Origin of the sequence: Arthrobacter halodurans (assembly GCF_041877255.1) — a bacterium.
Taxonomy (GTDB): Bacteria; Actinomycetota; Actinomycetes; order Actinomycetales; family Micrococcaceae; genus Arthrobacter_N; species Arthrobacter_N halodurans.
In genome coordinates, this window is sequence record NZ_JBHDLJ010000006.1 from 68,491 (window position 1) to 81,875 (window position 13,385).

General features: G+C 72.3%; 11 protein-coding genes, 1 pseudogene and 1 riboswitch. Of the genes and pseudogenes, 9 read left to right on the forward strand and 3 right to left on the reverse strand.

Annotated features, from left to right (window positions below; translation table 11 throughout):
• Positions 1 to 9 precede the first annotated feature (9 nt).
• A complete protein-coding gene (locus ACETWP_RS09130) occupies positions 10 to 903 on the reverse strand; it encodes a M15 family metallopeptidase (protein WP_373971923.1) in 894 nt (297 codons plus the stop codon).
• A gap of 160 nt (positions 904 to 1,063) precedes the next feature.
• On the opposite strand from ACETWP_RS09130, the gene dcd reads away from it, so the two are divergent.
• Positions 1,064 to 1,645 carry a dCTP deaminase gene (gene dcd, locus ACETWP_RS09135; RefSeq protein ID WP_373971924.1) on the forward strand — a complete coding sequence of 194 codons (582 nt, stop codon included), beginning with the start codon at positions 1,064 to 1,066 and terminating at the stop codon, positions 1,643 to 1,645.
• 8 nt (positions 1,646 to 1,653) lie between these two features.
• On the opposite strand, the gene ACETWP_RS09140 is transcribed toward dcd, so the two are convergent.
• Positions 1,654 to 3,006, reverse strand: a complete 1,353-nt coding sequence (locus tag ACETWP_RS09140; RefSeq protein ID WP_373971925.1) for an MFS transporter — start codon at positions 3,004 to 3,006, stop codon at positions 1,654 to 1,656.
• Between the two features lie 152 nt (positions 3,007 to 3,158).
• Here ACETWP_RS09140 and ACETWP_RS09145 point away from each other — a divergent pair, with 152 nt between their 5' ends.
• From ACETWP_RS09145 to mnhG, 6 genes and pseudogenes are all read left to right on the forward strand, one after another.
• Positions 3,159 to 6,146 carry a Na+/H+ antiporter subunit A gene (locus ACETWP_RS09145; protein ID WP_373972062.1) on the forward strand — a complete coding sequence of 996 codons (2,988 nt, stop codon included), beginning with the start codon at positions 3,159 to 3,161 and terminating at the stop codon, positions 6,144 to 6,146.
• The gene (locus tag ACETWP_RS09150; protein WP_373971926.1) at positions 6,143 to 6,688 is read left to right on the forward strand and encodes a Na(+)/H(+) antiporter subunit C; all 546 of its coding nucleotides are present in this window, start codon (positions 6,143 to 6,145) and stop codon (positions 6,686 to 6,688) included. Before ACETWP_RS09145 ends, ACETWP_RS09150 begins: the two co-directional genes overlap by 4 nt.
• Positions 6,685 to 8,334, forward strand: a complete 1,650-nt coding sequence (locus ACETWP_RS09155; protein WP_373971927.1) for a Na+/H+ antiporter subunit D — start codon at positions 6,685 to 6,687, stop codon at positions 8,332 to 8,334. Before ACETWP_RS09150 ends, ACETWP_RS09155 begins: the two co-directional genes overlap by 4 nt.
• Positions 8,331 to 8,975: a Na+/H+ antiporter subunit E gene (locus ACETWP_RS09160; protein ID WP_373971928.1), complete on the forward strand. Its 645-nt coding sequence runs from the start codon at positions 8,331 to 8,333 to the stop codon at positions 8,973 to 8,975. Before ACETWP_RS09155 ends, ACETWP_RS09160 begins: the two co-directional genes overlap by 4 nt.
• A 2-nt stretch (positions 8,976 to 8,977) precedes the next feature.
• On the forward strand, positions 8,978 to 9,241 hold the full coding sequence (locus tag ACETWP_RS09165; RefSeq protein WP_373972063.1) for an MrpF/PhaF family protein: 264 nt from the start codon (positions 8,978 to 8,980) through the stop codon (positions 9,239 to 9,241).
• Positions 9,241 to 9,621, forward strand: a pseudogene (gene mnhG / locus ACETWP_RS09170) (monovalent cation/H(+) antiporter subunit G); the annotation flags it as partial. The gene ACETWP_RS09165 and the pseudogene mnhG, both read left to right, overlap by 1 nt.
• 101 nt (positions 9,622 to 9,722) lie before the next feature.
• Here the strand turns inward: mnhG and ACETWP_RS09175 are convergent.
• Positions 9,723 to 9,992: a DUF4235 domain-containing protein gene (locus tag ACETWP_RS09175; RefSeq protein ID WP_373971929.1), complete on the reverse strand. Its 270-nt coding sequence runs from the start codon at positions 9,990 to 9,992 to the stop codon at positions 9,723 to 9,725.
• Between the two features lie 71 nt (positions 9,993 to 10,063).
• Positions 10,064 to 10,192: riboswitch (TPP riboswitch) on the forward strand.
• 52 nt (positions 10,193 to 10,244) lie between these two features.
• Here ACETWP_RS09175 and ACETWP_RS09180 point away from each other — a divergent pair.
• Together ACETWP_RS09180 and ACETWP_RS09185 are read left to right on the forward strand one after the other, a co-directional pair.
• Complete coding sequence (locus ACETWP_RS09180; protein WP_373971930.1) at positions 10,245 to 10,859, forward strand: ECF transporter S component; 615 nt, start codon at positions 10,245 to 10,247, stop codon at positions 10,857 to 10,859.
• Between the two features lie 13 nt (positions 10,860 to 10,872).
• On the forward strand, positions 10,873 to 13,380 hold the full coding sequence (locus tag ACETWP_RS09185) for an ATP-binding cassette domain-containing protein (RefSeq protein ID WP_373971931.1): 2,508 nt from the start codon (positions 10,873 to 10,875) through the stop codon (positions 13,378 to 13,380).
• Positions 13,381 to 13,385: the final 5 nt, after the last annotated feature.

Genomic DNA, 13,385 nt, shown 5'->3' on the forward strand with positions numbered 1-13,385 from the left:
TCCGGGGACTCAGTAGTACAGGTAGCCCGCGGACCAGCGCGGGGACCAACCGGTGGTCTCCGGAACGGACCGCCAGGGGCCGGCGCCCTCCGGCCCGTCGAGCAGCCGCGTGTACTCCTCCAGCGTCGCCACGCCGGCGCGCTCCATGTCGCGGGCCGCCCCGACCCCGACGAACCGCAGGTGCCACGGCTCGTACTGGTAGCCCGTGACCTCCTCCTGGCCCTCGCCGTAGCGCACGATGAACCCGTGCCGCGCGGCGTTCCCCGCCACCCAGACCCCCGCGGGCGTCGAGCCGAAACACCGGCTCAGCGAGCACTCCCCACTGGCCAGCCCGACGTCGGCGGCGAGCCCCAGCTGGTGCTCGCTGGTCCCCGGTGGCGCGGAGATCCGCGCGGCGTACGCCTCGCCGTATTGCCGGACGTAGCCCTCGTACAGGACGGCCTGCCGCTCATGGGACCGGTAGGCGCTCTCGACGACCAGCGCGTGCCCCGCCGCCCCGGCTTCCTCGAGCAGGACGGCCAGCGCGACCGCGGCCTCGGGAACCAGGAGGTTGGCCGAGCCGCCGGCGGGCGTCAGCCGTTCCGGGCGGTAGTCGACCGGATCCAGCGGATGGTCCCGGTTGACCAGGACGAGCACCGACGCCGGATCCCCGAAGCGGTCCGCGGACGAGGACGCGGCCGACGCCGGCGCCGCTCCGGCCACGGCCAGCCCGCCCAGCGCGAGTCCGGACAGCGCGAGCCCGCCCAGCACGAGCCCGGACAGCGCCAGCCCTGCGCGGACGAGGGCCGGGGCCGGGCGGACGCGTGCCGGGGCCGGGCGGACGCGTGCCGGGGCCGGGCGGACGCGTGCCGGGGCCGGGCTCTGGGCGGCCGGGGACCCGGTGCGGCGATGCGGCGTCTTCATGGCGTGGTCCGAACGGGCGGGCGGCCGTGGCCGCGGGACGGGGCGGTGTTCCGCCCAGAATAGCTTGCCGCCGGGCCGCCGGACAGCGCCGAGGGGCCTCAGTCAGTCACGATCCGGTCCCGTTAGGCGAGGCCGTCCGCGCATGGGCTATTTTTGATGCGTGCTGATCTCCGACCGCGACATCCGGACCGAACTCGACGCCGGGCGAATTGTGCTGGACCCCTACGACCCCGCCATGGTGCAGCCCTCCAGCGTGGACGTGCGGATCGACCGGTTCTTCCGCCTGTTCGACAACCACAAGTACGCCCACATCGACCCGGAGCTGGACCAGCCTGAACTGACCCGCCTTGTCGAGGTCGAGCCCGACGAGCCGTTCATCCTGCACCCCGGCGAGTTCGTGCTGGGTTCCACCTACGAGGCCGTCACGCTGCCGGACGACGTCGCCGCGCGCCTGGAGGGCAAGTCCTCGCTGGGCCGGCTCGGCCTGCTGACGCACTCGACCGCCGGATTCATCGACCCGGGCTTCTCGGGGCACGTCACGCTGGAGCTGTCCAACATGGCGACGCTGCCCATCAAGCTGTGGCCGGGGTCGAAGATCGGCCAGCTCTGCTTCTTCCGGCTCACCTCGGCGGCCGAGCACCCCTACGGCTCGGGGGAGTACGGGAACCGCTACCAGGGGCAGCGCGGGCCGACGGCGTCGCGGAGCCACCTGAACTTCCACCGCACCCGCATCGAGAAGTAGGCGGTTCTTTAGGCCGGCCCGGGCCCGTGCGGTTTACGCGGGCCGTGGGACGGGCGGTGTACGGGCAGGAGGAGCAGCAGCCCGGCGAGCAGGACCACGAGGATGCCCAGGATGCCGTAGCGCTGGGCCCCGCCCTCGGACACGTGCGGCGCCGCCAGCAGGATCGCCAGCGAAAAGAGCGCCGGGGCCAGGAAGCTGACCGCGCGGCCCGTCGTCGCGTACAGCCCGAAGATCTCCCCCTCGCGCCCCGGCTCGGCCAGCCGCGCCACGTAGGCCCGGGCCGAGGACTGGGCGGGGCCGACGAACAGGCACAGCAGCAGGCCGAAGACCCAGAATCCCCGCGCGTCGGGGGAGAGGAACACCCCGGTGCCCGCGGCGAGCAGACCGCTGAGCGCGCCGACGATGACGGCCTTCGGTCCGATCCGGTCGTCGAGGAAGCCCCCGATGATCGAGCCGAGGGCGGCGACCACGTTGCCGGCGATCGCGAAGACGATGACCTGCGACGTCGAGAAGCCGAAGGTCCCGGCCGCGATGATTCCCCCGAACGTGAAGACGGCGGCGAGGCCGTCGCGGAAGACCGCGGCCGCCACGAGGAAGTACAGCGTATGTGGGGCGGTCCTGGCGATGGAGCGGACGTGCCGCCAGAGGATCCGGTAGGACTCGGCGAACCCGAGTTTGGATGTGTCCACCCTCCGCGGGACCTCGGGCACGGCGAACAGGACCGGAAGCCCGAAGGCCAGGAACCAGACCGCGGAGAACACGGCAACGAGGCGCAGGTTCAGCGAATCCTCGGTGGACGCGCCGGGCCAGTCGGCCAGCGGTTGGACGAAGCCGAACAGCACCACGGCCAGCGCGATGATGCCGCCGAGGTAGCCCATGCCCCAGCCGAAGCCGGAGACCTTGCCGATGGTCGCCGGCGTGGAGATCTGGGGCAGCATCGCGTTGTAGTTCACCGTGGCGAACTCGGCGAAGACGCTCGCGGCGGCGATCAGGGTGACGCCGAGCAGCAGGAAGCGCGGCTCGGGGTACACGAAGAAGCAGGCCGCGGTCGCCAGGGCCACCAGCACGGTGTTGACCCCCAGCCAGAAGCGCCGGCGTCCCCCGGCGTCGGAGCGCTGCCCCGTCACCGGGGCGAAGAGCGCGATCGCGACGCCGGCGACGGCCAGGGCGGAGCCGAGCGCCGCGGAGTTCGAGTCCGTGTCGCCGAACAGCGGACTCGCCAGGTAGACCGTGAAGACGAAGGTCGTCATGACCGCGTTGATCGCGGCGGACCCCCAGTCCCACGAGGCCCACGCCAGGACCTGCTTGCTGAGGAGCCGGCCGGCGGCGGGGGCCGGGGCTGGGGCCTGGCGGGGAATCATGGTTGAAGCGTAACGCTCTGCGCGTAATAACGGCCGCCGGACCGCCATCCGGGGCCGCGCGGACCGGCTTGCTGTTAAAGTTGAGGAAGCCCTTGACCACCTGCTTCGACGCCCGGGGCGTCATCGCAGTTTGCGCCCACCAGGAGATCATCGTGCTCGCTGTGCTTATCGCTCTGTTCGCGGTGGCCGCGGTGGCGCCCTTAATCTTCCGCCGGCTCGGGCGTGGCACCTTCTACGTCCTCGGCGCCGTTCCCGCGGCGGGCTTCATCTGGCTCCTGGCCCGGTTCGGCAGCTTCACGGGCACCGACCAGACGGCCGCCTCCGGCGAACCGAACGCCCCGCCGTCGGTGGTTGTCCCGTGGATCGATTCCATGCAGCTGGAGTTCGCGCTGCGGATGGATGCGCTGGCGGCCGTGCTGAGCATCCTGGTGCTCGGGGTCGGCGCGCTCGTCCTGTTCTACTGCGCCCGCTACTTCAAGAACAAGGACGCCAACATCGGCACGTTCGGCGCGCAGCTGCTGGCGTTCACCGGCGCCATGTTCGGCCTCGTGATCGCGGACGACCTGATCCTGCTCTTCATCTTCTGGGAACTGACCACGATCCTGTCCTACCTGCTGATCGGGTATTCCCGGACGCGCATCTTCGCCCGGCGCTCGGCGCTGCAGGCGCTGATCGTCACCACGTTCGGCGGCCTCGTGATGCTGCTCGGCCTCATCATGCTCGGCGAGAACGCCGGGACGTACCGCATCTCGGGCATCATGGCCGACGCCGGCGAGATCGCGGCCCGCGGCACGTACGTCGACGTGGCGATCCTGCTCATCCTGGTTGGCGCGATCTCCAAGTCCGCGCTGGTCCCCTTCCACTTCTGGCTTCCCGGCGCGATGTCCGCCCCGACGCCGGTGTCCGCCTACCTCCACGCGGCGGCCATGGTCAAGGCCGGTGTCTACCTCGTCGCCCGCCTGGCGCCCGGTTTCTCCGAAACGGCCTTCTGGCACCCCGTCCTGCTCGGCCTCGGACTCGTCACCATGCTCGTCGGCGGCTGGCGCGCCCTGCGCCAGAACGACATCAAGCTGGTCCTGGCCTACGGCACGGTGTCCCAGCTGGGCTTCCTGATCCTCGTCGTGGGGATCGGGACCGCGAACGCGGCCATGGCCGGCCTGGCGATGATGCTGGCCCACGGGTTCTTCAAGGCGGCCCTGTTCCTGGTGGTCGGCATCATCGACCACAAGGCGGGCACCCGCGACCTGCGGGAGCTGTCCGGGATCTGGCGGAGCTCTCCGACGCTGTTCGCCGTCGCGCTCGTGGGCACCGCGTCGATGGCCGGCCTCCCGCCGTTCTTCGGCTTCGTGGCCAAGGAAGCCGTCTTCGAGAACCTCGTGGAGGCCGCGGCCGAGAGCCCCCGGGCGGGATCGGTGCTGCTGGCCGGGGTCGTGCTGGGCTCCATGCTGACGTTCGCGTACAGCGCGCGGTTCATTTGGGGCGGCTTCGCGACCAAGCGGAACGTCGCCCCCACGGAATTCCGCCCGGTTCCGTGGCTGTTCCTGGCGTCCCCGCTGGTCCTGTCCGTCGCCACGGTCGCCTTCGCCATCGTGCCGGGGCCGCTGGAGGCCGCCATCAAGCCCTACGCCGGCCTGTTCCCCCCGGCCGAGCACCCGATCCATCTGGCCCTCTGGCACGGCTTCTCCCCCGCGCTGGGCCTCTCCGCCGCCGTTGTCGCCGTCGGGGCCATCTTGTTCCTGCAGCGCGGTCCGGTGGGGCGCCTCCAGGAGCGGGCGCGCCCGCTGTTCGACGCCGAACGCGTGTACAAGAACACCCTCGGCGCGACCGACGAGGTAGCCGTCTGGATCACCGGGCGCACCCAGCGCGGCTCGCTGATGTTCTACCTCACCGTGATCCTCGCCGTCGGGCTGGCGACCCCCGCCGTCGCGGCGATCCGGTACGACACGCCCGTGCCGGAGCGGATCGTCTGGTTCGACACCCCCGCCCAGCTCGTCATCGGCCTCGTGATGGTCTTCGGCGCCATCGCCGCGGTGCGGGCCAACAAGCGCTTCCTCGCCGTGCTGATGGTCGGCGTCACCGGCTACGGCATGGCGATCATGTTCGCCCTGCAGGGCGCGCCAGACCTCGCGCTCACGCAGCTCCTCGTCGAGACCATCGTGCTCGTGGCCATGGTGCTGGCGCTGCGCACCCTGCCGGCGCCGCTGTGGACCAACAACCCGGCGGGGCACCGCGTGCTGCGGGCGACCATCGGCATCGCGTTCGGTGCGGTGATGATGGGCATCGCGGCGACGTCGATGGCCGCGCGGACCGCCACCCCGATCTCGCTGCGCTTCCCGGAGCTGGCCTACGTGGGCGGCGCCGGCAAGAACATCGTCAACGTGACGCTGGTGGACATCCGCGCCTGGGACACCTTCGGCGAGATCACGGTCCTGGCCGCGGCCGCCACGGGCGTCGCGAGCCTCATCTTCGTCCGCGGGCGCGGCGACGACGTGCGGCGCACCGAGGACGTCGAGCCCGGCTCCGTGGACCGCGGCTCCGAACCCATCCACGAGCCCAGCCGTGCCGCGGCCGCCCTCGCCACCGCCCGGCACTTCGCCGAGTCGGCGAAGGACGCGTGGCTCGTGGCCGGCCGCACCCTGGCCCCCGAGCGGCGGTCCATCATCTTCGAGGTCGTCACCCGGCTGCTCTTCCACTCGCTCATCCTGTTCTCGGTCTACCTGCTCCTGGCCGGCCACAACTCGCCCGGAGGCGGATTTGCCGGCGGCCTCCTCGCGGGACTCGCCCTGGCCATCCGCTATCTGGCGGGCGGGCGCTTCGAACTCGCGGAGGCGACGCCGATCAGCCCCGGGACCCTGCTCGGGCTGGGACTGGCGACGGCGGCACTGGCCGGCGTCGTCCCCCTGTTCTTCGGCGGGCAGGTCTTCCAGTCGGCGGTCTTCGAGTTCTCCTGGCCGCTGTTCGGCGACCACAAGTTCGTGACCTCGACGGTCTTCGACATCGGCGTGTACCTGGTGGTCGTCGGCCTGGTGGTCGACGTCCTGCGCAGCCTCGGGTCCGAGATCGACGAGCGGTCCGAAGGCCGGCACGCCGACGAGGAACACGAGGTGCCCGCGGGGCAGGAAGAGGGGGTGGCGCGGTGACGGTCAACGCGACGCTGCTGCTGGTGATGGGCGTGCTCTTCGCCACCGGCATCTACCTGCTGCTCGAACGCAGCCTCACCCGCGTGCTTCTGGGGCTGCTGCTCATCGGCAACGCCGCCAACCTGCTCCTGCTGGCCGCGGGCGGCGTGCCGGGGATCGCCCCGCTCTACGTCGACGGCGCGACGGCCGACAGCTATTCGGACCCGCTGCCCCAGGCGCTCATGCTGACGGCGATCGTGATCACCTTCGCGGTGACCGCCTTCATGCTCGCGATCATCTACAGGTCGTGGATCATCGCCCGGCGCGACGAGGTGGTCGACGACATCGAGGACCGCCGCGTCGCCGAGCAGTCCGCCTTCGACTTCGAGGAGGACTCGGAGGTCGTCGCGGACACCACGGAGTTCGCGGAGGACGACGACGAACGCGCGTCGCGGCAGACCGCCGCGGCGCTGCGGAAGCGGGACACCGCGGACCGCCTGCAGGCTGCCTCGGAGGAGAGCGCCGGAACCGACAACCACGACAGGAACAGGGGGGCACGATGAGCGTAGAGCTGAACGCCGTCGACTTCGCGCCGCTGGCTGTCCTGCTTCCCATCCTGGGCGCCGCGCTGGCGTTCGTGATGCGCCGGCACACGGGCATCCAGCGGACCGTGACCATTTCCACCCTGACGATCACCCTGGGCCTGGAGATCTGGATGCTGTCCTCGGCCTGGCACCACGGGGCCCAGGCCGTCCTCCTCGGCGGCTGGGCGCCGCCCTTCGGGATCTCGCTGGTGGTCGACGAGTTCTCGGCCCTGATGCTCGTCGTGTCCACGTCCGTCAGCCTCGCGGTGCTGCTCTACGCCACCGGCCAGGGTATGGCCGACGGCGAGGAGGACGGCCCGGTCTCCGTGTTCCACCCGACCTTCCTGATCCTGGTCGCCGGCATCTCCAACGCCTTCCTCGCCGGGGACCTGTTCAACCTGTACGTGGGCTTCGAGATCCTGCTCACGGCCTCCTACGTCCTGCTCACCCTCGGCGGCACGACCGCGCGCATCCGGGCGGGCGTGACGTACGTCGTCGTCTCCGTCGTGTCCTCGATGCTCTTCCTGATCGCCATCGGCATGATCTACGCCGCCACGGGAACCGTGAACATGGCGGACCTGGCGCTCAAGCTCGCCGACCTGGACACGGGCATGCAGATGGTGCTGCACCTGATGCTGCTGGTGGCCTTCGGGATCAAGGCCGCGATCTTCCCGCTGTCCTTCTGGCTGCCGGACTCCTATCCGACCGCCCCGGCCCCCGTGACGGCCGTGTTCGCGGGCCTGCTGACGAAGGTCGGCGTGTACGCCATGGTCCGCACGGAGACCCTGCTGTTCCCCGGCGACCGGATCAACGGGCTGCTCATGATCGTTGCCCTACTGACCATGATCGTCGGCATCCTCGGCGCGATCGCCCAGGCGGACATCAAGCGCATGCTCTCGTTCACCCTGACCAGCCACATCGGGTACATGGTCTTCGGCCTGGCCGTGGGCAACGTCGTGGCCCTCGCCGCGACGGTCTACTACGTGGCGCACCACATCATCGTCCAGACGTCGCTGTTCCTGGTCACGGGTCTGATCGAGCGCCGCGCCGGGACCTCGAACGTCGACCGGCTGGGCTCCCTCGCGAAGCTGTCCCCGGTCCTGGCCGTGCTGTTCTTCCTCCCCGCGATGAACCTGGCGTCGATCCCCCCGTTCTCCGGGTTCCTCGGCAAGCTGGGCCTGCTGCAGGGCGGGATCGAGTTGGGCACGCCGCTGGCCTGGGTGCTCCTCGCCGGCGCCGTGACCACGTCCCTGCTGACGCTGCTGGCCGTCGCCCGCGTCTGGAACCGCGCGTTCTGGCGCAAGGCGGAGGACGCCGAAAACCCCGATCCGCTGCTGCTGGTCGGCGCCGCCGACGGCGGCCGGGTCACCACCTACCGCCACGTGGAGAACTTCCCGGACAGCAAGTTCAGCGACCGCGGCGACACCCAGCTCCTCCCGTGGACCATGGTCGGCTCGACGGCCGCGCTGGTGCTCCTGGGCGTGGCGCTGTCCGTGTTCGCGGGCCCGCTGTTCGAGCTCAGCGACCAGGCGGCCCGGGCCATGATCGACCGCAGCGCCTACATCGAGGCGGTGCTCGGCGCGGGGACGTCCGCGGAGCCGGCGCGGGGAGGGGTGGCCCCGTGAACCGCACCCGACCGTCTGCCCTGAGCACCCGGGCCAAGGGAGCGGCGGCCGCGCGGCGGCGCCAGCGGGCCCGCTTCCTGGTCGAGCTGCCGCTGCTGGTCTGGATGACGCTGGTCTGGGGCGCCCTGTGGCAGGACTTCAGCGCCGGGAACCTGGTGTTCGGCTTCGCGATCTCGCTGGGCGTCGTCTCGGCCTTCCGCCTACCGCCCGTCGAGCTGAGCGGCCGCTTCAACGTCGCCCACGCGGCGCTGTTCGCGCTGCGGTTCCTCTGGGACGTCGCCCGGGCCAGCTTCCAGGTGTTCTGGGCGGCGGTCGCGCGCGGGCCGCGCGTCCGCAGCGCCGTCGTGGGCATCAGGCTCCGCAGCCGCGAGGACCTGATGGCCACCGCCCTGGGCCACGTGCTCACGCTCGTCCCGGGATCGTTCGTCGTCGAGGTGGACCGGCCCAACGCGACCCTGTACCTGCACGTGCTCAACGTGAATTCCGCCGAGGAGGCGGAGGCGTTCCGCGCCACCGTGCGCCGCACCGAGGCCCGGCTCATCCGGGTGATGGGCACGCACGAGGAACTCGCGGCGCTGCGGGCCGAAGGGCCCGACGGCGCCGCGTCCGACAAGCCGCACCGACGGGGGAACCGCACGTGATCATGACCGTTGCCGCCTGGATCTCCGGCGCGCTGCTGGCCGCGGCAGCCGTCCTGGCCATGTTCCGCCTCGCGCGCGGGCCCTCGATCCTCGAGCGCGTGCTGGCGTTGGACGTGCTCCTGGCCATCATCATCGCGGCGCTGTGCGTCGACATGGCCGTCAACCGGCACCTCAACCACCTGGTGTTCATCGTCGCGGCCGCCGTGCTGGGCTTCATGGGCTCCGTGACGGTCTCGCGCTACGTCACGGACCGGAGGAACTCCTGATGGACGCCACCACTCTGGACACCGCGCTGGATCTGCTGACCGCCGCCTGCCTCGTTGTCGGCTCCCTGATGAGCCTGGCCGCGGGCATCGGCATGCTCCGGTTCCCGGACCTGCTCTCGCGGATGCACGCGGCGACCAAGCCGCAGGTGCTGGGACTGCTGCTGCTCTTGGCGGCCGTGGGACTGCAGCTGCGTTCGTGGGTGGTCCTGCCCGTGCTTCTGTTGGCCTGGATGTTCCAGCTGCTGACGGCCCCGGTCAGCGCGCACATGGTCGGCCGGGCCGGGTACCGCACCAAGCACCTCAAGCGGGAGATCCTGGTGTTGGACGACCTGGACGAGGTGGTCGCCCGGGCGGCGGACGGCGCGGACACGGCAAACGACGCCCCCGCGGCGACCCCGGACGCGGCGGGGCCCCGAAGGGATCGTTTCCCTTCGGGGCCCCGGGGCGCCGCGGCGGCTGGATCCCAGCCGCCGGATCCCGTCTAGATTTCGCCGATGTCCTTGCTGAAGCGCGCGATGGCGCGTTGGGTGCCGCGGTTCGTCATCACCTGGATGACCGACGCGACGACGGAGGAGATGACGGCGAAGGTGAGGGCATGCCGCAGTCCCGCCTCAGCCTGCGCGTCGGCGTCGCTGACCTTGGGCGGCACCTGGCCGGTGAACTTCGTCCACGTGGCATCGACGATCTTGGCCCCGGCGTAGCCGGCGCCCAGCGACACCAGCGTGCCCACGATCTTGAGCAATGTCTTCACGAAAAAAGTCTCCCGTCGAATGGATGATTACCGGCCCAGCATATCCCGGGGCTAGAATTGGCAGACTGAATCACCTACGACAGGGGAGCGTCGGAAGCGGCCGTCACGGCCGCGACCAGGGACGCTGAGAGTGCGCATCGACGCAGACCCTCGAACCTGCTCCGGCTAGTACCGGCGAAGGGAGTCGAGATCTCAGGGCGACCGGCATCCGCCGGCCCGTCCTCCCCTCCTTGACCACAAGGAGGAAAAACCATGAGCACCACCCACGCCACCGCCGCCAGGACGTCATGGCGCATCGTCGACATCGTCGTCGCCGCCGTCATCGCCGTCGCCTCCGGCGTCATCTTCTTCGGCTGGAACACGGCCCACCACGCGCTGGACTTCCTCTTCCTCGCGTTTCCGCCGTCCTCGGCGCTCGTCGCCGGCATGTGGCTCTTCCCGGCCGTCCTCGGCGCCCTGATCATCCGCAAGCCCGGGGCCGCGCTTTTCTGCGAGACCGTGGCCGCCGTCGTGTCCGCGTTCCTCGGATCCGAGTACGGCTGGACCGTGCTGGTGTCCGGCCTGGTGCAGGGCCTGGGCGCGGAGCTCGTCTTCGCCGCGTTCCTCTACCGCCGTTGGGGGCTGCCGACGGCGCTGCTCGCCGGCGCGGCGGCCGGCCTGTTCGGAGGCGTCAACGACGCCTTCGTCTTCAACTGGTTCCCCGAGTACACGGACGCCATGAAGTTCGCCTACGTGGCGTTCATGGTGGTCTCCGGCACCGTGATCGCCGGGCTGCTGTCCTGGCTCGCCACCCGCGCGCTGTCCCGCACCGGCGCGCTGTCCGCCCTGGCGTCCAGCAAGGCCGCCCAGGAACGGCCCCTCGGCTAGTCGGGGGCCGACCGTGAATCCCTCGCCCGCCGCGCGTCCCGGCACCACCGGTCCCGGCTCCCCGCCGCCCCGCGGCGACGCGCGCCCCGCGCCGGCGGGAATCGCCGCGCGCGGTTGGGGCTGGCGGCACGCCGGGCGTGACGCCCCGGCGCTGAGCGGGCTCGAACTCACCATCCGGCCGGGGGAGCGCGTGCTGCTGGCCGGGCCATCGGGCGCCGGCAAGTCCACGCTGCTGCACGCGCTGGCCGGGGTCCTGCACGCGGACGGCGACGCCGAGGCGCAGGGCGAGCTCCTGGTCGACGGCGTCCCGGCCGCCGCCGGGGTGGCCGGGCTGATGCAGCAGGACCCCGAGACCCAGGTCGTCCAGGCGCGTGTCGGGGACGACGTCGCCTTCGGCGCGGAGAACCTCGCGGTGCCGCGCGAGCGCATCTGGCCGCGCGTCGGCGCGGCGCTGGACGCCGTCGGCCTGCGGGTTCCCCTGGACCACCCGACGTCCTCGCTCTCGGGCGGGCAGAAGCAGCGGCTCGCGCTGGCCGGCATCCTGGCCATGCGCCCGGGACTGGTCCTGCTCGACGAGCCGACGGCGAACCTCGACCCGTCCGGGGTGACCGAGGTCCGGGACGCGGTGGTCGGCGCCCTGGACCGGACCGGGGCGACTGCGGTCATCGTCGAGCACCGGCTGGATGCCTGGGCGCCGCACGTGGACCGCGTCGTGGTGCTGGAACCGGGCGGCGGCGTCGCCTACGACGGGACGCCCGGGGACCTCTTCGCGCCCGGCCCCGTCCGCGAACGGCTCATCGCGGCCGGGGTCTGGGTCCCCGGCTTCGTCCCCGTCCTCCCGGAGCGCGCGCCGGCCGGGGGAGGCGCCGCGCTGCTGGCCGCCCGCGACCTCGACGTCGCCCGGTCCCGGCACGGGGCGGCCGCGCTGACCGGCGTCGCGCTGGACCTCGCCGCCGGCGAGGCGCTGTGCGTCACCGGCGCGAACGGCTCGGGAAAGTCGACGCTGGCGCTCACGCTGGGCGGCCTGCTCGCCGAGCGCGCCGGTGCCGTCCGGGCCCTGCCCGCCCTGCGGGGGCGCGGGGAGACGGCCGACTGCCCCTTCCTCTGGAGGGCCGCGGACCTCGTCGGCCGGATCGGCACCGTGTTCCAGGAGCCCGAGCACCAGTTCGTCGCCGCCACGGTTCGCGACGAACTGGCGTTCGGGCCCCGGCTCGCGCGGGACCCCGGGACGCGCGCGCCGCTGTTCACGCCCGCCGAGATCGACGGGCGGGTCGACGCGCTGCTGGACCGGCTCCGGCTGCGGCACCTGGCCGACGCCAACCCGTTCACACTCTCCGGCGGCGAAAAGCGCCGCCTGTCCGTGGCCACGGTCCTGGCCGCGGGACCCTCGGTCCTGGTCCTGGACGAGCCCACGTTCGGGCAGGACGCGAACACCTGGGCCGAGCTCGCCCTCCTGCTGCGCGAGCAGCTCGATGCCGGGGTCGCCGTCGTCGCGGTCACCCACGACCGCAACTTCGCCGCCGCGCTCGGCGCGCGCACCTGGGCAGCCGCGTCCGCGCAGGTCGCGGCGGCTGCCACCGTGGCACCCGGGGCGGAGGCCGGGGCGCCGGCGTCCGGCATGTCGGCCCCCGGGGCGACATCGGCCGTAGTGCCGGCGTCCGGGAAGCCCGTGCGATCCGGTCCCGGACTGCCGCCGCGGCCCGCCGTGCTCCCGGAACCGCGGGCGGGCCTGCTGGAGGCCAGCGCGAGCGGCCGCGGCAGCGTGCTCGGGCGCGCGAACCCGCTCGCCAAGCTCGTCGCCGTCGCCGCGGCGACCCTGCCGCTCGTGGCCACGCTGGACTTCGTCAGCGCCGGCGTCGTGGTCGCCGCCACCGCGCTGATGCTGCCGCTGAGCGGCATCTCGATCCTCCAGTTCCTCGCGCGCGCGTGGCCACTGCTCGTGGCCGGACTCTTCGGCGCCTGGGGCACGGCCCTGGTCGGCAACGACTCCGGAGCGACCCTGCTCGACCTCGGCGTCTTCACCATCACGGAGGGCTCCCTGGCGGCGGGGCTGGCGACCGGGTTGCGGGCCTTCGCGGTGGCCCTGCCGGCCGTGCTGGTGCTCGCCAGCACCGACCCCACGGATCTGGCCAACGCCCTGGCGCAAAGGGCGCGGCTGCCGCACCGCTTCGTCCTCGGCGCCTTGGCGGGCATGCGCCTTCTGGGATTGCTGGTGGAGGAGTGGCAGACGCTGGGGATGGCCCGCCGTGCCCGCGGGGTCGGCGCGCGCGGCTCCCTGGCCCAGCGGACGCGCGCCAACCTCGGCCAGGCGTTCGGCCTGCTGGTCCAGGCGATCCGCCGCGCCTCGCGCCTCGCGGTGACCATGGAGGCCAAGGGCTTCGGCGGCCGCCCGCGGACCTGGGCGCGCCCGTCCGTCTTCGGCTGGCGCGATGCGGGGGTCCTCGCCGGCGGTCTCGCCGTCGGCGCGGCCGCGACGGCCGCCGCCCTCGCGGCCGGGACGTGGAACCTGGTCTGGGCGTAGGCGCC

What these genes read in the sequence shown, in the direction of transcription:
- ACETWP_RS09180 (WP_373971930.1), top strand. Translation starts at nt 10,245, where the DNA reads ATGAGCACCACCCACGCCACCGCCGCCAGGACGTCATGGCGCATCGTC.
- ACETWP_RS09155 (WP_373971927.1), top strand. Translation starts at nt 6,685, where the DNA reads ATGAGCGTAGAGCTGAACGCCGTCGACTTCGCGCCGCTGGCTGTCCTG.
- ACETWP_RS09130 (WP_373971923.1), bottom strand. Translation starts at nt 903, where the DNA reads ATGAAGACGCCGCATCGCCGCACCGGGTCCCCGGCCGCCCAGAGCCCG.
- ACETWP_RS09140 (WP_373971925.1), bottom strand. Translation starts at nt 3,006, where the DNA reads ATGATTCCCCGCCAGGCCCCAGCCCCGGCCCCCGCCGCCGGCCGGCTC.
- ACETWP_RS09165 (WP_373972063.1), top strand. Translation starts at nt 8,978, where the DNA reads ATGACCGTTGCCGCCTGGATCTCCGGCGCGCTGCTGGCCGCGGCAGCC.